The sequence below is a fragment of the Streptomyces sp. NPDC057900 genome, from assembly GCF_042887885.1.
GTDB lineage: Bacteria > Actinomycetota > Actinomycetes > Streptomycetales > Streptomycetaceae > Streptomyces.
This window is the reverse complement of sequence record NZ_JBHVOI010000002.1, coordinates 399,494-420,120: the sequence shown is the minus strand read 5'-3', so window position 1 is coordinate 420,120 and position 20,627 is coordinate 399,494. Positions and strand designations below refer to the sequence as shown.

The 20,627-nt window shown below is 69.2% G+C and carries 18 protein-coding genes; 4 read left to right on the top strand and 14 right to left on the bottom strand.

Features of this window, described 5'->3' with window-relative positions; all coding sequences use genetic code 11:
- Nucleotides 1-3: 3 nt before the first annotated feature.
- The 12 genes from nuoL to ACFVQ0_RS09070 are packed head-to-tail and all read right to left on the bottom strand — an operon-like array spanning nt 4 to nt 12,839.
- Nucleotides 4-1,899, bottom strand: a complete 1,896-nt coding sequence (nuoL, locus tag ACFVQ0_RS09125; RefSeq protein WP_390086101.1) for an NADH-quinone oxidoreductase subunit L — start codon at nt 1,897-1,899, stop codon at nt 4-6.
- A gap of 15 nt (nt 1,900-1,914) precedes the next feature.
- Entirely contained in the window at nt 1,915-2,214 is a 300-nt protein-coding gene (gene nuoK, locus ACFVQ0_RS09120) for an NADH-quinone oxidoreductase subunit NuoK (protein WP_024493678.1), read from the bottom strand.
- Nucleotides 2,211-3,041 carry an NADH-quinone oxidoreductase subunit J gene (locus tag ACFVQ0_RS09115; protein ID WP_390086099.1) on the bottom strand — a complete coding sequence of 277 codons (831 nt, stop codon included), beginning with the start codon at nt 3,039-3,041 and terminating at the stop codon, nt 2,211-2,213. The genes nuoK and ACFVQ0_RS09115 overlap by 4 nt, the downstream gene beginning before the upstream one ends.
- Nucleotides 3,038-3,760 carry an NADH-quinone oxidoreductase subunit NuoI gene (gene nuoI, locus ACFVQ0_RS09110; RefSeq protein WP_390086097.1) on the bottom strand — a complete coding sequence of 241 codons (723 nt, stop codon included), beginning with the start codon at nt 3,758-3,760 and terminating at the stop codon, nt 3,038-3,040. The genes ACFVQ0_RS09115 and nuoI overlap by 4 nt, the downstream gene beginning before the upstream one ends.
- Nucleotides 3,753-5,156 (bottom strand): NADH-quinone oxidoreductase subunit NuoH, encoded by a 1,404-nt coding sequence (gene nuoH, locus ACFVQ0_RS09105; RefSeq protein WP_390086096.1) that lies wholly within the window; start codon nt 5,154-5,156, stop codon nt 3,753-3,755. Before nuoH ends, nuoI begins: the two co-directional genes overlap by 8 nt.
- On the bottom strand, nt 5,153-7,660 hold the full coding sequence (locus ACFVQ0_RS09100) for an NADH-quinone oxidoreductase subunit G (protein WP_390086094.1): 2,508 nt from the start codon (nt 7,658-7,660) through the stop codon (nt 5,153-5,155). Before ACFVQ0_RS09100 ends, nuoH begins: the two co-directional genes overlap by 4 nt.
- The gene (gene nuoF, locus ACFVQ0_RS09095) at nt 7,657-9,033 is read right to left on the bottom strand and encodes an NADH-quinone oxidoreductase subunit NuoF (RefSeq protein WP_390086092.1); all 1,377 of its coding nucleotides are present in this window, start codon (nt 9,031-9,033) and stop codon (nt 7,657-7,659) included. Before nuoF ends, ACFVQ0_RS09100 begins: the two co-directional genes overlap by 4 nt.
- Complete coding sequence (nuoE, locus tag ACFVQ0_RS09090; protein ID WP_390087734.1) at nt 9,030-9,845, bottom strand: NADH-quinone oxidoreductase subunit NuoE; 816 nt, start codon at nt 9,843-9,845, stop codon at nt 9,030-9,032. Before nuoE ends, nuoF begins: the two co-directional genes overlap by 4 nt.
- Nucleotides 9,846-9,874: 29 nt before the next feature.
- A complete protein-coding gene (locus ACFVQ0_RS09085) occupies nt 9,875-11,197 on the bottom strand; it encodes an NADH-quinone oxidoreductase subunit D (RefSeq protein WP_390086091.1) in 1,323 nt (440 codons plus the stop codon).
- On the bottom strand, nt 11,197-11,910 hold the full coding sequence (locus ACFVQ0_RS09080; RefSeq protein WP_390086090.1) for an NADH-quinone oxidoreductase subunit C: 714 nt from the start codon (nt 11,908-11,910) through the stop codon (nt 11,197-11,199). Before ACFVQ0_RS09080 ends, ACFVQ0_RS09085 begins: the two co-directional genes overlap by 1 nt.
- Nucleotides 11,907-12,461 carry an NADH-quinone oxidoreductase subunit B family protein gene (locus ACFVQ0_RS09075; RefSeq protein ID WP_123524257.1) on the bottom strand — a complete coding sequence of 185 codons (555 nt, stop codon included), beginning with the start codon at nt 12,459-12,461 and terminating at the stop codon, nt 11,907-11,909. The genes ACFVQ0_RS09080 and ACFVQ0_RS09075 overlap by 4 nt, the downstream gene beginning before the upstream one ends.
- Before the next feature lie 18 nt (nt 12,462-12,479).
- Nucleotides 12,480-12,839, bottom strand: a complete 360-nt coding sequence (locus tag ACFVQ0_RS09070; RefSeq protein WP_024491741.1) for an NADH-quinone oxidoreductase subunit A — start codon at nt 12,837-12,839, stop codon at nt 12,480-12,482.
- 863 nt (nt 12,840-13,702) lie between these two features.
- Between ACFVQ0_RS09070 and ACFVQ0_RS09065 the strand changes: the two genes are divergently transcribed.
- Together ACFVQ0_RS09065 and ACFVQ0_RS09060 are read left to right on the top strand one after the other, a co-directional pair.
- A complete protein-coding gene (locus ACFVQ0_RS09065) occupies nt 13,703-14,551 on the top strand; it encodes a C40 family peptidase (RefSeq protein ID WP_390086087.1) in 849 nt (282 codons plus the stop codon).
- Between the two features lie 294 nt (nt 14,552-14,845).
- Nucleotides 14,846-16,048 carry an MFS transporter gene (locus tag ACFVQ0_RS09060; RefSeq protein WP_390086086.1) on the top strand — a complete coding sequence of 401 codons (1,203 nt, stop codon included), beginning with the start codon at nt 14,846-14,848 and terminating at the stop codon, nt 16,046-16,048.
- Nucleotides 16,049-16,111: 63 nt separating this feature from the next.
- Here ACFVQ0_RS09060 and ACFVQ0_RS09055 read toward each other — a convergent pair whose 3' ends face one another.
- Both ACFVQ0_RS09055 and ACFVQ0_RS09050 read right to left on the bottom strand, forming a co-directional pair.
- Nucleotides 16,112-16,462: a MerR family transcriptional regulator gene (locus tag ACFVQ0_RS09055; RefSeq protein ID WP_390086084.1), complete on the bottom strand. Its 351-nt coding sequence runs from the start codon at nt 16,460-16,462 to the stop codon at nt 16,112-16,114.
- Nucleotides 16,463-17,183: 721 nt separating this feature from the next.
- Nucleotides 17,184-17,882 (bottom strand): TetR/AcrR family transcriptional regulator, encoded by a 699-nt coding sequence (locus ACFVQ0_RS09050; RefSeq protein ID WP_390086082.1) that lies wholly within the window; start codon nt 17,880-17,882, stop codon nt 17,184-17,186.
- Between ACFVQ0_RS09050 and ACFVQ0_RS09045 the strand changes: the two genes are divergently transcribed.
- Together ACFVQ0_RS09045 and ACFVQ0_RS09040 are read left to right on the top strand one after the other, a co-directional pair.
- On the top strand, nt 17,871-19,352 hold the full coding sequence (locus tag ACFVQ0_RS09045; RefSeq protein WP_390086081.1) for a carboxylesterase/lipase family protein: 1,482 nt from the start codon (nt 17,871-17,873) through the stop codon (nt 19,350-19,352). The genes ACFVQ0_RS09050 and ACFVQ0_RS09045 overlap by 12 nt on opposite strands.
- A 276-nt stretch (nt 19,353-19,628) precedes the next feature.
- Nucleotides 19,629-20,471: an alpha/beta fold hydrolase gene (locus ACFVQ0_RS09040; protein WP_390086079.1), complete on the top strand. Its 843-nt coding sequence runs from the start codon at nt 19,629-19,631 to the stop codon at nt 20,469-20,471.
- The last annotated feature ends 156 nt before the right edge of the window (nt 20,472-20,627 follow it).

The window sequence follows — 20,627 nt, the reverse complement described above, 5'->3', positions numbered from 1 at the left end:
TGATCAGACCGCCCTCATCAGCAGGGTCGCGGCGATGAGAACCGCCGTACCGCCGAACATCGAGACCGCGTAGGAGCGGGCGTAGCCGTTCTGCAGTTTGCGCAGCCGGCCGGAGAGCCCGCCCATGGAGGCGGCCGTGCCGTTGACGACGCCGTCGACCAGGGTGTGGTCCACGTAGACCAGGGAGCGGGTGAGGTGCTCGCCGCCGCGGACCAGGACCACGTGGTTGAAGTCGTCCTGGAGGAGATCGCGGCGGGCGGCCCGGGTGAGCAGCGAGCCGCGCGGGGCGACCGCGGGCACGGGCTTGCGCCCGTACATCAGCCAGGCGATGCCGACTCCGATGACCAGCACCACCATGGTGGCGGCGGTGACGGTGGTCGCGCTGACCGGGGCGTCTCCGTGGTCGTGGCCGGTGACGGGCTCCAGCCAGTGCAGGAAGCGGTCCCCGATGGAGAAGAAGCCACCGGCGAAGACCGAGCCGAAGGCCAGCACGATCATGGGGATCGTCATGGACTTCGGGGACTCGTGCGGATGCGGCTCGTGGCCCTCCGCGTCCGGGACCCAGCGCTTCTCGCCGAAGAACGTCAGCAGCATCACGCGCGTCATGTAGAACGCGGTGATCGCGGCGCCCAGCAGGGTGACCGCGCCGAGGATCCAGCCCTCGGTGCCGCCCTTGGCGAAGGCCGCCTCGATGATCTTGTCCTTGGAGAAGAAGCCGGACAGTCCGGGGAAGCCGATGATCGCGAGGTAGCCGAGGCCGAAGGTGACGAAGGTGACCGGCATGTACTTCCTGAGGCCGCCGAACTTCCTCATGTCGACCTCGTCGTTCATGCCGTGCATGACCGAACCGGCGCCGAGGAAGAGCCCGGCCTTGAAGAAGCCGTGCGTCACCAGGTGCATGATCGCGAAGACGTAGCCGATCGGGCCGAGCCCGGCGGCCAGGATCATGTAGCCGATCTGCGACATCGTCGAGCCGGCGAGGGCCTTCTTGATGTCGTCCTTCGCGCAACCGACGATCGCCCCGAAGATCAGGGTGACCGCGCCGACGACCACGACGACCAGCTGTGCGTCCGGGGCGGCGTTGAAGATCGCGCCGGACCTGACGATGAGGTAGACGCCTGCGGTCACCATGGTGGCGGCGTGGATCAGGGCCGAGACCGGGGTCGGGCCCTCCATCGCGTCACCGAGCCAGGACTGGAGCGGCACCTGGGCGGACTTGCCGCACGCGGCGAGGAGCAGCATCAGGCCGATCGCCGTCAGCTTGCCCTCGGTCGCCCCGCCGGTCGCCTCCAGGACGGGGCCGAAGGCGAAGGTGCCGAAGGTGGTGAACATCAGCATGATCGCGATCGACAGGCCCATGTCACCGACCCGGTTGACCAGGAAGGCCTTCTTCGCGGCGGTGGCCGCGCTGGGCTTGTGCTGCCAGAAGCCGATGAGCAGGTACGACGCCAGACCGACGCCCTCCCACCCGACGTACAGCAGCAGGTAGTTGTCGGCGATGACCAGGATCAGCATCGCCGCGAGGAAGAGGTTCAGATAGCCGAAGAAGCGGCGCCGGCGCTCGTCGTGCGCCATGTAGCCGATCGAGTAGATGTGGATCAGCGTGCCCACACCGGTGATCAGCAGCACGAACGTCATCGACAGCTGGTCGAGCTGGAAGGCCACATCGGCCTGGAAGCCCTCGACCGGAATCCAGCTGAACAGCTTCTGGTGCAGCGCCCGGTCGTCCGCGCTCTTCCCCAGCATGTCGAGGAAGAGCACCACGCCGATGACGAAGGAGGCGCCGGCGAGCAGGGTGCCGAGATAGTGGCCCACGCGGTCAAGGCGTCGGCCGCCGCAGAGCAGCACCGCCGCTCCGAGCAGGGGCGCCGCGACAAGCAGCGCAATCAGGTTCTCCACGGTTCCAAGCTCCCCTTACAGCTTCATCAGGCTGGCGTCGTCGACCGAGGCCGAGTGGCGGGAACGGAACAGCGACACGATGATCGCGAGCCCGACGACGACCTCCGCGGCGGCGACGACCATCGTGAAGAACGCGATGATCTGGCCGTCGAGGTTGCCGTGCATGCGGGAGAAGGTGACGAACGCGAGGTTGCAGGCGTTGAGCATCAGCTCCACGCACATGAACACCACGATCGCGTTCCGCCTGATCAGCACTCCGGACGCGCCGATCGTGAACAGCAGTGCGGCGAGATAGAGGTAGTTGACCGGATTCACTTGGCGACCTCCTCTTCCTCTGCGGTGTCCCGGCCGAGCCGTTCGCCGGAGCGCTGCTCCAGCGCCTTGAGTTCGGCCAGCGACTCGTTGGACACATCGCGCATCTGGCCGCGCTTGCGCAGCGTCTGCATCACGGTGAGTTCGGACGGTGTGCCGTCGGGGAGCAGACCGGCGATGTCCACGGCGTTGTGCCGGGCGTAGACACCGGGGGCGGGCAGCGGCGGCAGGTGGCTGCTGCGCACGCGGTCCTCGGACATCTCCCGCTGGGTCTTGGCCCGTTCGGTGCGCTCGCGGTGGGTGAGCACCATCGCGCCGACCGTCGCGGTGATCAGCAGGGCGCCGGTGATCTCGAAGGCGAAGACGTACTTGGTGAAGATGAGGCTGGCGAGCCCCTCCACGTTTCCGCCGTGCTGGGCGTTGGCGGTGCCGAGCCCGTTGAAGCTGTTCAGCGAGGCGTTGCCGATGCCGGCGATCAGGAGGACACCGAAGCCGAGACCGCAGCCGATGGCCAGCCAGCGCTGGCCCTTGAGGGTCTCCTTCAGGGAGTCCGCCGCCGTGACACCGACGAGCATGACCACGAAGAGGAACAGCATCATGATCGCGCCGGTGTAGACGACGACCTGGACGATGCCCAGGAAGTACGCCCCGTTGGCGAGGTAGAAGACCGCCAGGATGATCATGGTCCCGGCGAGGCTCAGCGCACTGTGCACGGCCCTCTTCATCAGTACGGTGGACAGCGCGCCGATCACGGCGACGATGCCGAGCACCCAGAACTGGACGGCCTCGCCGGTGGACGTCTGGGAGGCCGCGACGGCCAGGCCGGTCATGCGTCCACCTCCGCGCCGTTGCTCTCGTGCGCGTCCTCGGCCGGCTTCTCGCCCTTGGAGACGGCGACCTGACGTTCCGTACCGGGAGCCGCCTCGGTCACCAGGCCCCGGTAGTAGTCCTGTTCGTCCGTGCCGGGGAAGATCGAATGCGGGCTGTCGACCATGCCTTCCTCCAGGCCCGCGAGCAGCTCGTCCTTGGTGTAGATGAGGCTCTCGCGGGTGGTGTTGGCGAGCTCGAACTCGTTGGTCATCGTCAGCGCCCGGGTCGGGCAGGCCTCGATGCACAGTCCGCACAGGATGCAGCGCGCGTAGTTGATCTGGTAGACGCGGCCGTAGCGCTCGCCCGGGGAGTAGCGCTCCTCCTCGGTGTTGTCCGCGCCCTCGACGTAGATCGCGTCCGCCGGACAGGCCCAGGCGCACAGCTCGCAGCCGATGCACTTCTCCAGGCCGTCCGGATGGCGGTTGAGCTGGTGCCGGCCGTGGAAGCGCGGCGCCGTCACCTTCGGCGTCTCCGGATACTGCTCGGTCAGCCGCTTCTTGAACATGGCCTTGAAGGTCACGCCGAAGCCGGCCACCGGATTCTGGAACTTGTCGTCCGAGGACTGCGGGGACTGGGCGGACCCGCCGGCCCCCGAGCCCCCGGAAGCCACACTCGACCCCGTCGGCCCGGTGGCCTTCGGCGGCCTCTGCGGCCCCCGCGACTCAGGCAGTTCAGACATGGTCGGCCTCCTTTCCGTCACTCGGATTTCCGTCACTCTGAGTATCCACGCCGCCACTGACAACGAGCTCCCGCTCACGGCGCGGCACTCGCCTGGGCACTGGCGGCAGGGTCTGTCCGGGCAGCGGTGGCACCGGGAATCCGCCCGCCATCGGGTCGAACGCCGGTTCCGGCTCCGCCTCGGCCGCGTCGGCCCGGCCCTTGCGGTCGCGGAACATGTCGACGACGAAGGAGATCAGCAGGATCGCGATCACGGCCCCTGCCACGTACAGCAGGATCTTCGAGTAGTCGTAGCCCTCGTTGCGCAGCGCCCGCACCGTGGCGACCAGCATCAGCCAGACCACGGAGACCGGGATCAGGACCTTCCAGCCCAGCTTCATCAGCTGGTCGTAGCGGACCCGGGGCAGCGTGCCGCGCAGCCAGATGAAGAAGAACAGCAGCAGCTGCACCTTGATGACGAACCAGAGCATCGGCCACCAGCCGTGGTTCGCGCCCTCCCAGAAGGTGCTGATCGGCCACGGGGCCCGCCAGCCGCCCAGGAACAGGGTGATGGAGACCGCGGAGACGGTGACCATGTTGACGTACTCGGCGAGCATGAACATCGCGAACTTGATGGACGAGTACTCGGTGTTGAAGCCGCCGACCAGGTCGCCCTCGGACTCGGGCATGTCGAACGGGGCGCGGTTGGTCTCACCGACCATCGTGATGATGTAGATGATGAACGAGACCGGCAGCAGCAGGATGAACCACCGGTCCTGCTGCGCCTCCACGATCTTCGAGGTCGACATCGACCCGGAGTAGAGGAACACCGAGGCGAACGCGGCGCCCATCGCGATCTCGTAGCTGATCATCTGCGCGCACGAGCGCAGACCGCCGAGCAGCGGGTACGTCGATCCGGAGGACCAGCCCGCGAGGACGATGCCGTAGATGCCGACCGAGGCGACCGCGAGGATGTAGAGCATCGCGATCGGCAGGTCGGTGAGCTGCATCGCCGTACGGTGCCCGAAGATCGAGACCTCGTTGCCGGACGGGCCGAACGGGATCACCGCGATCGCCATGAACGCCGGAACGGCGGCGACGATCGGCGCGAGGATGTAGACGACCTTGTCCGCCCGCTTGACGACCAGGTCCTCCTTCAGCATCAGCTTGATGCCGTCGGCCAGCGACTGGAGCATGCCCCAGGGGCCGTGCCGGTTGGGACCGATGCGCAGCTGCATCCAGGCGACGACCTTGCGCTCCCACACGATGGAGAAGAGCACGGTCACCATCAGGAACGCGAAGCAGAAGACCGCCTTGACAACGACGAGCCACCAGGGGTCGGTGCCGAACATCGACAGGTCCTCTGCGGCGAGCACCGCGCCGTGCGGGGCCGCGGCCAGTTGAGCGAGGGCAGTCACGCTCGCACCTCCGGTGTCTCGTCGGGAGTACCCGGTGCGGCGGGACCGATCCGCACCAGACCGCCGGGCTGGGCGCCGGTGGTGGCCGGCACGCCCCGTCCGGTGGAGTTCAGCGGCACCCAGACCACCCGGTCCGGCATGTCGGTGACCTGGAGCGGGAGTTCGACGCTCCCGGCCGGGCCGCTGACGGCCAGCAGATCGCCGTCCTTGACGCCCGTCTCGGCGGCGGTGACGGCGGAGAGCCGGGCGACGGCGGCGTGCCGCGTCCCGGCCAGCGCCGTATCGCCCTCCTGGAGCCGGCCCAGGTCGAGCAGCATCCGGTGGCCCGCCAGGACCGCCTCGCCGTCGCCGGGCCTGGGCAGCGGCTGGGACGCCTCGCGCGGGTCCACCGCGTGCGTGCCCTGCCAGCCGCCGAGCCGGTCCAGCTCGCGGCGGACCGACTTCAGGTCCGGCAGCGCGAAGTGGACGTCCAGCGCGTCGGCCAGCATGTGCAGCACCCGGGCATCGCCCGGCGCGAGGGTCCGGGTCATCTGCTCGGGCTTCAGCGCGGCCTCGAACATCCGGGCCCGGCCCTCCCAGTTGAGGAAGGTGCCGGACTTCTCGGCGACCGCGGCCACCGGGAACACCACGTCGGCGCGGTCGGTCACCTCGCTGGGGCGCAGCTCCAGCGAGACCAGGAAGCCGACCCGGTCCAGGGCCTCCAGGGCCAGGGCGGGCTCCGGCAGGTCCGCGGTCTCGACCCCGGCGACGAGCAGCGCGCCCAGTTCACCGGAGGCCGCGGCCTCGATGATCTGGCCGGTGTCGCGGCCGAACCGGGACGGGAGTTCGGCGACGCGCCACAGGGCCGCCACCTCGTCCCTGGCCCGCGGGTCTGTGGCCGGGCGACCGCCGGGCAGCAGCGACGGGAGCGCGCCCGCCTCCACCGCACCGCGTTCGCCGGCCCGGCGCGGGATCCACACCAGGGTGGCGCCGGTGGCGGTCGCCGTCCGTACCGCGGCGCTCAGTCCGCCCGGCACACCGGCCAGCCGCTCCCCCACCACGATCAGGGCGCCGTCGCCGCGCAGCGCCTCGGCCGCGGCGGCTCCGTCGCCGTCCAGGCCGACGCCGCCCGCGATCGCGTCCAGCCACTCCGTCTCGGTGCCGGGGGCGGCCGGCAGCAGCGTGCCGCCCGCCTTCGTGAGCCCCCGGGTGGCGTGCGAGGCGATCCCGAAGGTCCGCTGGCCGCTCTTGCGGTTGGCCTTGCGCAGCCGCAGGAAGACGCCGGGCGCCTCCTCCTCCGACTCGAAGCCGACCAGCAGCACCGCCGGGGCCTTCTCCAGCGAGGTGTACGTGACCCCGCCGCCGTCCAGGTCCTTGCCGCGCCCGGCGACGCGGGCGGCCAGGAAGTCGCCCTCCTCGCTGCTGTGCACCCGGGCCCGGAAGTCGATGTCGTTGGTGTCCAGGGCGATCCGGGCGAACTTGCTGTACGCGTACGCGTCCTCGACGGTCAGCCGGCCGCCCGTGAGGACGCCGGCCCTGCCGCGGGCGGCGGCGAGCCCGGCGGCCGCCGCTTCCAGCGCCTCGGGCCAGCTCGCCGGCTCCAGCTCGCCGGACTCGCCCCGTACCAGCGGGGTGGTGAGCCGGTCGCGCTGCTGGGCGTAGCGGAAGCCGAAGCGGCCCTTGTCGCAGAGCCACTCCTCGTTGACCTCGGGGTCGTTGGAGGCGAGGCGCCGCATGACCTTGCCGCGCCGGTGGTCGGTGCGCGTCGCGCAGCCGCCCGCGCAGTGCTCGCACACGGAGGGCGAGGACACCAGGTCGAAGGGGCGGGAGCGGAACCGGTAGGCCGCCGAGGTCAGCGCCCCGACCGGGCAGATCTGGATGGTGTTGCCGGAGAAGTACGACTCGAACGGGTCGCCCTCGCCGGTGCCGACCTGCTGGAGCGCGCCGCGCTCGATCAGCTCGATCATCGGGTCGCCCGCCACCTGGTTGGAGAACCGGGTGCAGCGCGCGCAGAGCACGCACCGCTCACGGTCCAGCAGCACCTGGGCGGAGATCGGGACGGGCTTCTCGAAGGTGCGCTTCTTCCCGTCGAAGCGGGAGTCGGCGCCGCCGTGCGACATCGCCTGGTTCTGCAGGGGGCACTCGCCGCCCTTGTCGCAGACCGGGCAGTCCAGCGGGTGGTTGATGAGCAGGAGCTCCATCACCCCCTTCTGGGCCTTCTCCGCGACGGGCGAGGTGATCTGCGATTTGACGACCATGCCGTCGGTGCAGGTGATGGTGCAGGACGCCATCGGCTTGCGCTGGCCCTCGACCTCGACGATGCACTGGCGGCAGGCGCCGGCCGGGTCGAGGAGCGGGTGGTCGCAGAAGCGCGGGATCTCGATGCCGAGGAGTTCGGCGGCCCGGATGACCAGGGTGCCCTTGGGCACGCTGATCTCGATGCCGTCGATGGTCAGCGTGACGAGGTCCTCGGGCGGGAGAGCCGCCTCGCCGCCCCCGGAGGGCGCACTCGTGGTGACTGTCATGCGTTCACCCCCCGGTGAGCGTTCTTGTCGTCTTTGTCGTCGGCCCAGACGGTCGACCTGGCGGGATCGAAGGGGCAGCCCTGGCCCGTGATGTGCTGTTCGTACTCCTCGCGGAAGTACTTGAGCGAGGAGAAGATCGGTGAGGCGGCGCCGTCACCGAGGGCGCAGAACGACTTGCCGTTGATGTTGTCGGCGATGTCGTTCAGCTTGTCCAGGTCGGACATCTGCCCCTTGCCGGCCTCGATGTCGCGGAGCAACTGGACGAGCCAGTACGTGCCTTCGCGGCAGGGCGTGCACTTGCCGCAGGACTCGTGGGCGTAGAACTCGGTCCACCGGGTGACGGCCCGCACGACGCAGGTCGTCTCGTCGAAGCACTGGAGCGCCTTGGTGCCGAGCATGGATCCGGCGGCGCCGACGCCCTCGTAGTCGAGGGGGACGTCGAGGTGCTCCTCGGTGAACATCGGGGTGGAGGAGCCGCCCGGGGTCCAGAACTTGAGCCGGTGGCCGGGGCGCATGCCGCCGCTGATGTCGAGGAGCTGGCGCAGCGTGACGCCGAGCGGGGCCTCGTACTGGCCGGGTCCCGCGACGTGTCCGCTGAGCGAGTAGAGCGTGAAGCCCGGGGACTTCTCGCTGCCCATCGACTTGAACCAGTCCTTGCCCTTGTTCAGGATCGCGGGAACCGAGGCGATGGACTCGACGTTGTTCACCACAGTGGGGCAGGCGTACAGACCGGCGACCGCGGGGAAGGGCGGGCGCAGCCGGGGCTGGCCGCGCCGTCCTTCGAGGGAGTCGAGCAGCGCCGTCTCCTCACCGCAGATGTAGGCGCCGGCACCCGCGTGCACGGTGAGTTCCAGATCGAGACCGGAGCCCAGGATGTCCTTGCCGAGATAGCCCGCCTCGTACGCCTCGCGCACGGCCTCGTGCAGCCGCCGCAGTACGGGGACGACCTCGCCGCGCAGGTAGATGAAGGCGTGCGAGGAGCGGATCGCGTAGCAGGCGATCACGATGCCTTCGATGAGGCTGTGCGGATTGGCGAAGAGGAGCGGGATGTCCTTGCAGGTCCCGGGCTCCGACTCGTCGGCGTTGACCACCAGGTAGTGCGGTTTGCCGTCGCCCTGCGGGATGAACTGCCACTTCATCCCGGTGGGGAAGCCGGCGCCGCCCCGGCCGCGCAGACCGGAGTCCTTGACGTACGCGATGAGGTCGTCCGGGGGCATGGCGAGGGCCTTGCGCAGTCCCTCGTACCCCTCGTGGCGGCGGTAGGTCTCCAGGGTCCAGGACTCGGGCTCGTCCCAGAAGGCGGACAGGACCGGTGCCAGAAGCTTCTCGGGGCTGGTCCCGTTCTTGTCGATTTCGGCGGCCAACGTCATCACTCCCCCTCCTCGGCGGCGGGACCGGCCGGGTGGTCCGGGTCGGATGCCGAGGTCTCTTGTGGTGCGTCGTGGGAGCTGAGGTGTTCGGCACCCTTCTGCGGTTCGTCGCTCGGGGCCTCGCCGCGCGGTCCCACCACGCGGGGCTGCGGCGTGGCCTCGCCCTTGGCCAGCTTCAGGCCGATCAGCGAGGCAGGTCCGGCGCCGCCGGTCGCCTCGACCGCGCCGGGGCGCTCGTCGGGGAAACCGGCCAGGATCCGGGCGGTGTCCTTGTACGAGCACAGCGGGGCGCCGCGGGTCGGCTCGACGGTGCGGCCGGCGATCAGGTCGTCCACGAGCCGGGTCGCGCTCTCGGGCGTCTGGTTGTCGAAGAACTCCCAGTTCACCATCACGACGGGCGCGAAGTCGCAGGCCGCGTTGCACTCGATGTGTTCGAGGGTGACCTTGCCGTCCTCCGTCGTCTCGTCGTTGCCGACGCCGAGGTGCTCCTTGAGCCGGTCGAAGATCGCGTCGCCGCCCATCACCGCGCAGAGCGTGTTGGTGCAGACGCCGACCTGGTAGTCGCCGCTCGGCTTGCGCCGGTACATCGAGTAGAAGGTGGCGACCGCGGTGACCTCGGCGGTGGTGAGGTCGAGCTGCTCGGCGCAGAACGCCATGCCCGTACGGGAGACGAACCCCTCCTCCGACTGCACCAGGTGGAGCAGTGGCAGCAGCGCGGAGCGGCTGCCGGGGTAGCGGGCGATCACCTCCTTCCCGTCCGCTTCGAGCCTGGCGCGCACCTCGGCCGGGTAGGCGGGGGCGGGGAGCTGCGGCATCCCCAGACTGACTTCGCTGCGTGCTTCGGTCACCGGTCGACGCCTCCCATCACGGGGTCGATGGACGCGACGGCGACGATGACGTCAGCGACCTGGCCGCCCTCGCACATCGCCGCCATGGCCTGGAGGTTGGTGAAGGACGGGTCGCGGAAGTGGACCCGGTAGGGGCGGGTGCCGCCGTCGGAGACGACGTGCACGCCGAGTTCGCCCTTGGGCGATTCGACGGCGGTGTACGCCTGCCCGGCGGGGACCCGGAAACCCTCGGTCACCAGCTTGAAGTGGTGGATCAGGGCCTCCATGGAGGTGCCCATGATCTTCCTGATGTGGTCGAGCGAGTTGCCGAGTCCGTCCGGTCCGAGCGCGAGCTGCGCGGGCCAGGCGATCTTCTTGTCGGCGACCATGACCGGTCCCGGCGCGAGCCGGTCGATGCACTGCTCGATGATCCGCAGCGACTGGCGCATCTCCTCAAGGCGGATGAGGAAGCGGCCGTAGGAGTCGCAGCTGTCGGCCGTGGGGACGTCGAACTCGTAGTCCTCATAACCGCAGTAGGGATCGGTCTTGCGCAGGTCGTGCGGGAGTCCGGCGGAGCGCAGGACGGGACCGGTGGCGCCGAGCGCCATGCAGCCGGTCAGGTCGAGATAGCCGACGTCCTGCATGCGGGCCTTGAAGATGGGGTTGCCGGTGGCGAGCTTGTCGTACTCCGGCAGGTTCTTCTTCATGGTCTTCACGAACTCGCGCAGGTGGTCGACCGTGCCGGGGGGCAGGTCCTGGGCGAGTCCGCCGGGCCGCACGAACGCGTGGTTCATCCGCAGTCCGGTGATCAGTTCGAAGAGGTCGAGAACGAGTTCACGATCGCGGAAGCCGTAGATCATGATCGTCGTGGCGCCGAGCTCCATGCCGCCGGTGGCGATGCACACCAGGTGCGAGGAGAGCCGGTTGAGCTCCATCAGCAGCACGCGCAGGACGGTCGCCCGGTCGGGGATCTGGTCCTCGATGCCGAGGAGCTTCTCCACCCCCAGGCAGTACGCCGTCTCGTTGAAGAACGGCGTGAGGTAGTCCATGCGCGTGACGAAGGTGGTGCCCTGCGTCCAGTTCCGGAATTCGAGGTTCTTCTCGATGCCGGTGTGGAGGTAGCCGATGCCGCAGCGGGCCTCGGTGACGGTCTCGCCGTCGATCTCCAGGATCAGCCGGAGCACTCCGTGGGTGGACGGGTGCTGGGGACCCATGTTGACGATGATGCGCTCGTCGTCGGAGGCGGCCGCCGACTGGACGACCTCGTCCCAGTCGCCGCCGGTGACCGTATATACAGTCCCCTCGGTCGTGGCGCGTGGTGTCGCGTGGGGAGTGGTCATCAGGAGTACGACCTCCGCTGGTCCGGAGCCGGGATCTGGGCGCCCTTGTACTCGACGGCGATGCCGCCGAGCGGGTAGTCCTTGCGCTGCGGGAAGCCCTGCCAGTCGTCCGGCATCATGATCCGGGTGAGGGCGGGATGCCCGTCGAAGACGAGCCCGAAGAAGTCGTACGTCTCGCGCTCGTGCCAGTCGTTGGTCGGGTAGACCGCGACGAGGGACGGGACGTGCGGATCGCTGTCCGGCGCGGACACCTCCAGCCGGATGAGCCGGCCGTGGGTGAGCGAGCGCAGGTGGTAGACGGCGTGCAGCTCGCGTCCCTTGTCACCGAGGAAGTGGACGCCGCTCACCCCCGTACAGAGCTCGAAGCGCAGTGCCGGGTCGTCGCGCAAGGTCTTCGCGACGGTGGGCAGGTGCTCGCGGGCGATGTGGAAGGTCAGCTCGCCGCGGTCCACGACGGTCTTCTCGATGGCGTTGTCCGGGAGGAGACCCTGTTCCTCCAGGGCCCCTTCGAGCTCGTCGGCCACCTCGTCGAACCAGCCGCCGTACGGGCGCGAGGTGGCGCCCGGCAGCGTGACGGTACGGACGAGCCCGCCGTAGCCGGAGGTGTCGCCGCCGTTGTTGGCGCCGAACATGCCCTTGCGTACGCCGATGACCTCGCCGGTCTCGTCGCGCGGGGTGGGGACGCCGTTGGCGCCGGGCTGCTGGTCGCTCATCGCAGCAGCCCCTTCATCTCGATCAGGGGCAGTGCGTTGATCGCCGCTTCCTCCGCCTCGCGGGCGGCCTCCTCCGCGTTGACCCCGAGCTTGGAGCCCTGGATCTTCTGGTGGAGCTTGAGGATCGCGTCGATCAGCATCTCGGGACGCGGCGGGCAACCCGGCAAATAGATATCAACCGGCACAATATGATCAACACCCTGAACAATGGCGTAATTATTGAACATCCCGCCTGATGACGCGCAAACCCCCATGGAGATGACCCACTTGGGATTCGGCATCTGGTCGTAGACCTGCCGCAGGACGGGCGCCATCTTCTGGCTGACCCGTCCCGCCACGATCATCAGGTCCGCCTGCCGCGGCGATCCGCGGAAGACCTCCATCCCGAACCGGGCCAGGTCATAGCGACCGGCCCCGGTCGTCATCATCTCGATGGCGCAGCAGGCGAGGCCGAAGGTGGCCGGGAATACGGAGGACTTCCGTACCCAGCCGGCGGCCTGCTCGACAGTGGTCAGCACGAAGCCGCTGGGCAGCTTCTCTTCGAGTCCCATGGTGTGCCCCTCAGCCCCTCAGTCCCATTCCAGGCCGCCGCGACGCCACACATACGCGTAGGCGACGAAGACGGTGAGCACGAAGAGCAGCATCTCGACGAGCCCGAAGATCCCCAGGGCGTCGAAGGTGACCGCCCAGGGATAGAGGAAGACGATCTCGATGTCGAAGACGATGAAGAGCATCGCCGTCAGGTAGTACTTGATCGGGAAACGGCCGCCTCCGGCTGGAGTGGGGGTGGGTTCGATACCGCACTCGTACGCTTCCTGCTTTGCCCGGTTGTACCGCTTGGGGCCGATAAGCGTGGCGCTGACCACGGAGAAGATCGCAAACCCTGCCCCGAGGGCGCCGAGCACGAGGATGGGCGCGTAGGCATTCACGCTCCTCGCTCCTTCCAGTCGTCCTTGACCGTTGGACCGCATCGGGCGATCTGGCTCGCCACCTCACCAAGATCGTGCACATGTGAGGCAGTTCACAAGCCCGACTGCCCCGCATCCTATGCCCGCCGTCCTGTGATCTGCGACACGGGGTACGACAACGCCTTTGTGATCTCCACCACCTGACGAACGATCATGAAGTCGGATGAGCGGTGATCTTCATACACGAAGCGGCCGAGTGATCACGAGACGTGACATCCGGTGCCGTCATGGCTGGTCAAAGAGGTGTTGCTCTATCAAGCGATGGCACCTACAGCCAAATTGGCGATGGACGCGATGCGGTGATATAGGGATCTGCCCCACTCTGGGGCGGGGCGGGCCATCGAGGCTGCCGGGAGGTCACCGAGGGGCCACCGGGGGGCAACGGGGGCAACTCCCGGGGGCGTGACGGACGAACCACCCACATCGGTACATCAACCCACTAACGGACGAATGGGCCATCACGCACGGCCAGTTCGACACCCGCACCGCACCCCTCGCGACACCTCTCGCGACGCCCCTCGCCACACCTCTGGCGCGAGGCGCTCGTATGCCCATCACACCGAGACCATGCTGTGACCTGCGTCACCCCACCACTGCTGCCACACAAGCGGGCTTGGCCAACGGTATGAACGGATGGTAAGTGACGGGCAATTCGGGCGTATTGCCGAAAACCCGTGATCACAGCAGTGATCACGCCTGCCCGATTTGCCCGTTACGGCGTCAATAAGGGTCCCCGGAAAGCGGATTCACAGATTCCGGACGTAACTGTGTCGCAACACACGTTTCTTGATGGGACCCCTGGGGCCCTGATAGCGCTAGTACCCATGTCCCACACCGCTCTCATACCCAGCCACCGGAAGCCCCGCCAAAGCGCCTCGAAGACGGCGCTGCGGGCCGGAGTTGCCGGTGGCGTCCTCAGCACCATCGCGGTCGCAGGCGCTGCCGGTCCGGCCCAGGCCGAGCCGGTGACCCAGACCATCGAGATGCCCACCATCACGGCGGGCCTCTCCACCACCGTCGCGGCGTCCGCGGAGGCCACGCAGCAGGTCGCCCTCGACCTGGAGACGCAGGCCAGCGAGGACGCGGCAGCCGCCACCGCCGCCAAGGCCGCCAAGAAGGCCAAGGCGGAGGCCGTCCGCAAGGCAGAGGCCAAGAAGAAGGCCGAAGCCGCCGCGAAGGCCAAGGCGGAGGCCAAGGCAGAGGCCGCCGAGCGCGCCTCCCGCTCCACCGAGCGCACGACGCTCAGCGCCCCCTCGGGCTCCTCCTCGTCCGGCTCCTCCGTGTCGACCGCCTCCGCGCCGGCCTCCTCCTCCGCATCGGGCTCCGCGGCCTCGGTCGTCTCCTTCGTGCAGATGCAGGTGGGCGACGCGTACGTGTCCGGCGGCACGGGCCCCAACTCCTGGGACTGCTCCGGCCTCGTCCAGGCCGCGTTCCGCACGGTGGGCGTCGACCTGCCGCGCGTCTCGCAGAGCCAGTCGACCGCGGGCACCCAGGTCGGGCTCGGCAACCTCCAGCCGGGCGACATCCTGTACTGGGGCGGCGCGGGCAGCGCGTACCACGTCGGGGTCTACGTGGGCGGCGGCCAGTTCGTCGGCGCGCAGAACTCCTCGACCGGTGTGGTGCAGCGCCCCCTGGACTACGACATGCCGACGGGCGCGGTCCGCGTTCTCTGATTCACGTCACCAGAGGCCACGGCACCTGAGTTCACGTCACCAGAGTTCGCGGCACCTGAGTCCACGGCACCTGAGTTCACGGATTCACAAGCGCCTCGGGCGCACGCAGAAGAGCCACAGCTCCCCCGCTCGGGAGCCGTGGCTCTTCGGCGTTTCCGGGTGCGATCCCCAGCGGGAACCCGACATCACCCCCGGCGGTCACGGTTGACGTCGCGAACCTGCCGGACGCCGGCCGCGTGCGCTTGTGAACTGGAGCGAACAGCCCCGCTCCACCGAGCCCAGGACGGCCCCGTCATGCCCACCGAACTCATCGCCCCCACCCGCACCCCGCGCCGCACGCCCTTACGCGGCTGGTGGGCCGTGTCCGCCATGACCCTGGCCCTCTTCGCCATCGTCACCACGGAGATCCTGCCGATCGGCCTCCTCACCCCGATCGGGGCCGAGTTCGGCGTCGCGGACGGCACGGCGGGCCTGATGATGACGATGCCCGGCTTCCTCGCCGCCGTCGCCGCCCCGACGGTGACCCTCGCGACGGCCCGGGTCGACCGCAGGCTGATGCTCTGCGCCCTGGTCCTGCTGCTCGCGGCGGCCGACTTCCTCACCGCGGCCGCGACGGCCTACTGGATGGTGCTGGCCGCCCGGGTGCTCGTCGGCATCACCATCGGCGGCTTCTGGTCGATCGGCGTCGGGCTCGCCGCCCGGCTGGTCGGCCCCGCGTCGGCCGGGCGGGCGACGGCGGTCATCTTCGCGGCCGTCCCCCTCGGTTCGGTCCTCGGCGTCCCCGCCGGCACGTTCATCGGTGACCTGGCGGGCTGGCGCACCACGTTCGCGGCGATGGGGGTGCTGAGCACCGGCGCGCTGGCCCTGCTGCTCCTGACGCTCCCCGCCCTGCCCCCGGCCGAGGCCACCCGCCCCTCGGTGCTCCGCGCCCTGCTCCGGTCCACGGGCACCCGGCACGCGCTGCTGATGACGTTCCTCATCGTCATGGCGCATTTCGCCACGTACACCTACGTAACTCCCTTTCTCCGACAGATCACCGGCACCGATCCGGCGCAGCTCACGGGATACCTGCTGCTCTACGGCGCCGCCGGGGTGGCCGGCAACTTCATCGGTGGCGCACTGGTCACACGCGCCCCCCGCCTCGCCTTCGCGACGGCCGCCGCGACGATCGCCACCGCGACCGCCCTCCTCCCGGCCCTGGGCCGCACCGACTGGGGCGCCCTCGCCCTGCTCATCGCCTGGGGACTCGGCTACGGCGCGGTCCCGGTCTGCTCCCAGACCTGGTTCGCCCGAGCGGCCCCACAGGCACCCGAGGCCGCCACGGTCCTGTTCACCGCGTCCTTCCAGGCAACACTCGCCACCGGCGCCCTCACCGGCGGCGCGATCGTCGACCACACCTCGCTCCGGGCTGTGATGTGGTGCGGGGCGGGGGTGGCGGGGCTGGTGGTGCTCGCGGCGGGCGCTAGGCGCGCGAAGCCGCGTACGACGGACTGTTGAGGACGAACCTGACGCCGGTTCCGCAGACGTCGCCCGCGACAGATCTCCGCGCCGGGCAGGACCTCAGCGCGCAGACCCCGCCTGCGGGTTCCGGGACTCGGCGGCGCGGCGGTATTCGGCGTTGATGCGCTGGGCCTCTTCGAGCTGGTCTTCGAGGATCACGATGCGGCAGGCGTCTTCGATCTTCGTGCCCCGGTCGACGAGTTCACGGGCCCGGGCGGCGATGCGCAGCTGGTAGCGCGAGTACCGGCGGTGGCCGCCGTCCGAGCGCAGGGGGGTGATCAGCCGGTTCTCACCGAGGGCACGGAGGAAGGCGGGGGTGGCGCCGAGCATCTCCGCGGCTCGGCCCATGGTGTAGGCGGGGTAGTCGTCATCGTCGAGGGTGTCGGCGGGGCGGGGACTTCGAGGGGGCATAGCACCTCATCTTTCGGGGACATGGTCGAGGGGCCCGAGCGCCTTACGGCACCCGGGCCCCGAGCTTTCAACACCATCTACCGGCTGACTGCGCCGGCCTTCTTGTTCCGCTCGTCCGCCTGGGAGGGCAGAGGTGCGGGGATCGCATATGCGTGACCGGGGACCACCTTCCGTTCTGGGGCCTGCGGTACCCGAGCGGTGCTTCTTCTCGCCCGGGCGATCCTGATGGCGTCTGCTCCTTACCTCGTTCGAAATATCGGTCGTTCCTGCGGGTACTGCGGTACTGCTTGCGACCCCTGGGGCCGCTCGGCCCGGCTGCCAGCGAGGGAGCCCACCGTTTCCGGCTCCGCCACTCCGCCGCCGTTCCGCATTCCGTTCGGTCCTGCGCCCGGCAGTTCGTGTCTGCCGCGCCGTCTTTGCCGTCCTGGTTACGAGGAAAACACTACTCACGCCACAAGCCAGATGTCTACTCTCGCCACGACAGTTTTTCTTCGTTGCGTAGTCACGGGCTTCCTGCTGTACCCATGTGAGGGAACTTGCTCCGCTGCGGGCATGAAGTCCGCCGGTACGGGCAGGGACACTTCTCAGGGGTAGACGCGAGTCGTGAACAGCCATTGAGCGAGATCGCCGGCCGGGCCCAGCACTTGTCGGATATGCGCCTGTCGGATATGCGCCTGTCGGTCATCTGGCTGTCGGTGATGTGTCTGGTCGCCGCTCGGCCCTAGCCGAACAGTCCGTCCAGGTGCTGGTCCACGGCCTTGAGTGCGTCCTCGGGATCGATCACGTTCAGTTCGATCAGGGTGGCGAAACCGGTGAGAGCGAGAAGAAGGTTGGTCTCGGTCGCCGGGTCGCGGGTGGAATCGATGTGCCCGTCCGCGATCGCCTGGCGGATCAACTGTTCTATCTGCGCGCGCCCTTGGACCATGGCGTCACGCGTGCGCGTGAGTACCTTCTCGTCGTGCAGCGCCTCCAGGACGTACGCGGCGTTCATCCGGCTGGTCGCACGAGCGTCGGCGTGGATCGGAAGCATTTCCGTGAGCGTCAGTCGGAGTACATCGCGGGGATGCGGCGGGTCGCCGAGTTCCTCCAGGCTTCGACTGATGCGCTGCGCGGTCTGCTCGGCGGCGAAGTCCATGGCGAAGGTGAGCAGGGCCTGCCGAGAGGCGAAGTAGTGCTGCAGCTGTCCGTGGGAGATGCCTGCCTCGCGTGCGATCTCGCGCAGGCTCAGGTGCAGCACTCCACGCAGGTCCACCACTCTCCACAGCGCTCGGGCGATCGTTTCGCGGCGCTCGCGGTGGTCCACTTGTTTCGGCACGGTCTGCCCCAATCCTTTTCCAATACAGTTGACATAATACAGCTGACCGATAAACCTGGAGAGCCTGCGGATACCGGCCGGAGAGGACAAGCTGTGCCTGAGCATCCAAGAGTGCGTACCGCCGAGGGCTTGGTGGAGGGCCGCCGGCGACAGGGGCACGCGGTGTTCCGCGGCATCCCCTACGCTCAGCCACCCGTGGGTGCGCTCCGCTTCGCCGCTCCTGTCCCGGCGCGCCCCTGGGAGGGCGTCCGGCCGGCGGTCGAATTCGGACCTGTCGCACCGCAGTCCGGGCCGACTCGGGCGGATCCGTCCGAGGACACGGGCTGGCTGACGCTCAACGTGTCCACGCCGGACCCAGGCAGTGGGGGCCTGCCGGTGTTGGTGTGGATCATCTGCGGAGGCTACATGGCGGGTGACCCCGGCGACCCGATGTACGACCCCACGGCGCTGACCCGGGCGGGGCTCGTCGTTGTGAGTGTCAACTGCCGTATGGGTGCGGAGGGGTTCGCTCTCCTCGACGGCGCTCCGGCCAACCGTGGCCTGCTCGACCAGGTCGCGGCACTGGAATGGGTACGGCGGAACATCGCCCGGTTCGGCGGGGACCCGGAGCTGGTCACCGTGGCCGGGCAGTCCGGCGGGGCAGGGTCGGTCGCCGCGCTCCTGACGATGGCGTCGGCACGTGGCCTGTTCCGGCGGGCCATCACTCACTCGGCGCCGGGCCTGCACTGCATGCCCGCCCTGGCGGAGCAGGTCACCGCAACGCTCGCGGACCGCCTCGGCACCGCGCCCACCGCTGCGGCACTGGCCGACATCGCCCCGCAACGCCTGGCCGACGAGCTGACCGGACTGTGCGTCGACCTCCCCCAGTACGGGGAGCGCTGGGGAAGGCTTGCCCACCTGGGTATCGCGGTGTGCCCTGTGATCGATGGCGACATCCTCACCGAAACGCCCTGGACCGCCCTGACCGGCGGCCGTGCCGTCGGCGTCGACCTCCTCGTCGGCCACACGCGCGACGAGTTCCGGCTGTTCAGCGTCATGATGGGGCGGCGGGGAACGTTCACCGCGCAGGACGCCGATACTGCCCTGGACTTGTTCGCTCCGGGGCCCGGCGGCCCGGACGCGTACCGCGCCGCCCACCCGCAGGCGGGCCCGGAAGAACTGCTGGAGACGGTGTTCTCCGACGCCACCTTCCGCATGCCGTCGTTGCTGCTGGCCGAGGCGAACACGGCGGCGGGCGGCAAGTCGTTCCTCTTCGAGCTGCAGCTCAGCTCACCGACCGTCGGTGGCGCCTGCCACAGTCTCGACGTACCCCTGGCGTTCGGCACGTTGGAGAGCCCCAACGGCAAGCAGCTCCTCGGTGAGGAACCCGCGCCCGAGGCGGTCGAGGTGTCGCGCGAACTCCAGCAGGCATGGGTCCGCTTCGCCGCCACCGGCAGTCCCGGGTGGGCCGCTTACGATCCCGGCCGGCAGCTGACCCGCGTCCTGGCCGCCGAACCGAGGACCGTGCCCTATCCCGAGCAGGCTTCGCGCCGGATCTGGCAGGGAGTCCCCCCTGCTCCCTTCGACCTCAACTGAACCCGGTACGGCTGCGTACGGGCTCCGGGGCGCCATCGAGCGACAGAAGGGGATGCGTGGTTTTGTCAGCGGCACTGAAGACACTCCCGAGCGCGCAACACATCGGCAGCCGAGGCCGCACATCAGCATCAGGAGCTGGGCCGCCCCGCCGGGGCGTCGGGTTCATGCCTGCTACGGCCGGACCACGTTCCTTCGTCACCGACAGATCCACAGATCCACAGAGCCACAGAGCCACAGAGCCACAGAGCCACAGAGAAGAATTCAGGGAGGCCGGAGATGGAGCCGGTACACGTCACCGTCTGGAATGCCGGCCCGGAGACCGGAGCGAGTACCGTGCCCGGCGTCTTCGTACACGGCATCTTCACCTGGGCCGAGGACGCCGCATACGGATTCGCGGCCCAGCGCCCTCTCGCAGCCGGGCGCCCGCTGCTGTTGGTGGACCGGCGCGGCTACGGCGGCTCTCCCGACACCGCGCGCAGCGACTTCGAGACCGATGCCGACGATCTCGTGAGGTTGCTCGATGGCTGCCCCGACGGGGCCCATCTGGTCGGCCATTCCAATGGCGGGCTGGCCGCGATGCTGGCCGCGGCGCGGCGTCCCCGAGCGGTGCGGTCGCTCGCCCTGATCCAGCCGTCCGCCTTCAGGGCGGCACCGGATCATCCGGCGGTACGCGAACTGCTGGACCGGGTGGAGAAGACGGCCGGCACGCAACAGAAGGCGCAGCCGAAGGGTTCGGGCCCCCGCCAAGAGGCGCAGCCGGATGAGTTGGACCCGGCCGAGTACCTGCGGCTGTCCACGGAAGGGCTCGGCATGCCGATGCCGGAGCCGACGCCCGCGAGGCTGCGTGCCGTTCTTACGTCGATGCATGAGCGGCCGGTCTGGGAGGCGGATCCGCCATTGGAGCCACTGGCCGCCGCTTCTTGGCCCAAGCTCGTCATCTGGGGCACCTGGGAGGACGCTCCGGAGCTGTACCGCCGGTATGCCGGGGAGCCGCTGGTGGCCTGCGCGGAGGCGGTCGCCGACCGGATCGGCGCCCGCCGTCTACGGGTGCCGGGCTACTACCCGCACACTCAGCATCCGGCTGAAGTCAATGCTGCGCTGCGTGAGTTGTGGTCCTGACGGGGCGCCGAGTCGCGGCCGGGCCAACCGCCCCGGGGACGCGCGGCGAGGTTCGCCTGCCTGGAGAGCGCAGAACTGCTGATGTGGAACGGTCATTGGATGGCCGGCTCTGCTCCTGCCCATGGAAGGCAGGCGCAGCGCCGCTGCCGCTGAGGA

Bases quoted from the DNA above. Each gene is read 5' to 3' on its own strand.
- ACFVQ0_RS09055 (WP_390086084.1), bottom strand. From the start codon at position 16,462: ATGCCCCCTCGAAGTCCCCGCCCCGCCGACACCCTCGACGATGACGAC.
- ACFVQ0_RS09040 (WP_390086079.1), top strand. From the start codon at position 19,629: ATGGAGCCGGTACACGTCACCGTCTGGAATGCCGGCCCGGAGACCGGA.
- ACFVQ0_RS09060 (WP_390086086.1), top strand. From the start codon at position 14,846: ATGCCCACCGAACTCATCGCCCCCACCCGCACCCCGCGCCGCACGCCC.
- nuoE (WP_390087734.1), bottom strand. From the start codon at position 9,845: ATGCCGCAGCTCCCCGCCCCCGCCTACCCGGCCGAGGTGCGCGCCAGG.
- ACFVQ0_RS09085 (WP_390086091.1), bottom strand. From the start codon at position 11,197: ATGACCACTCCCCACGCGACACCACGCGCCACGACCGAGGGGACTGTA.
- nuoI (WP_390086097.1), bottom strand. From the start codon at position 3,760: ATGTCTGAACTGCCTGAGTCGCGGGGGCCGCAGAGGCCGCCGAAGGCC.
- ACFVQ0_RS09065 (WP_390086087.1), top strand. From the start codon at position 13,703: ATGTCCCACACCGCTCTCATACCCAGCCACCGGAAGCCCCGCCAAAGC.
- ACFVQ0_RS09050 (WP_390086082.1), bottom strand. From the start codon at position 17,882: ATGCTCAGGCACAGCTTGTCCTCTCCGGCCGGTATCCGCAGGCTCTCC.
- ACFVQ0_RS09115 (WP_390086099.1), bottom strand. From the start codon at position 3,041: ATGACCGGCCTGGCCGTCGCGGCCTCCCAGACGTCCACCGGCGAGGCC.
- ACFVQ0_RS09080 (WP_390086090.1), bottom strand. From the start codon at position 11,910: ATGAGCGACCAGCAGCCCGGCGCCAACGGCGTCCCCACCCCGCGCGAC.
- ACFVQ0_RS09100 (WP_390086094.1), bottom strand. From the start codon at position 7,660: ATGACAGTCACCACGAGTGCGCCCTCCGGGGGCGGCGAGGCGGCTCTC.
- ACFVQ0_RS09075 (WP_123524257.1), bottom strand. From the start codon at position 12,461: ATGGGACTCGAAGAGAAGCTGCCCAGCGGCTTCGTGCTGACCACTGTC.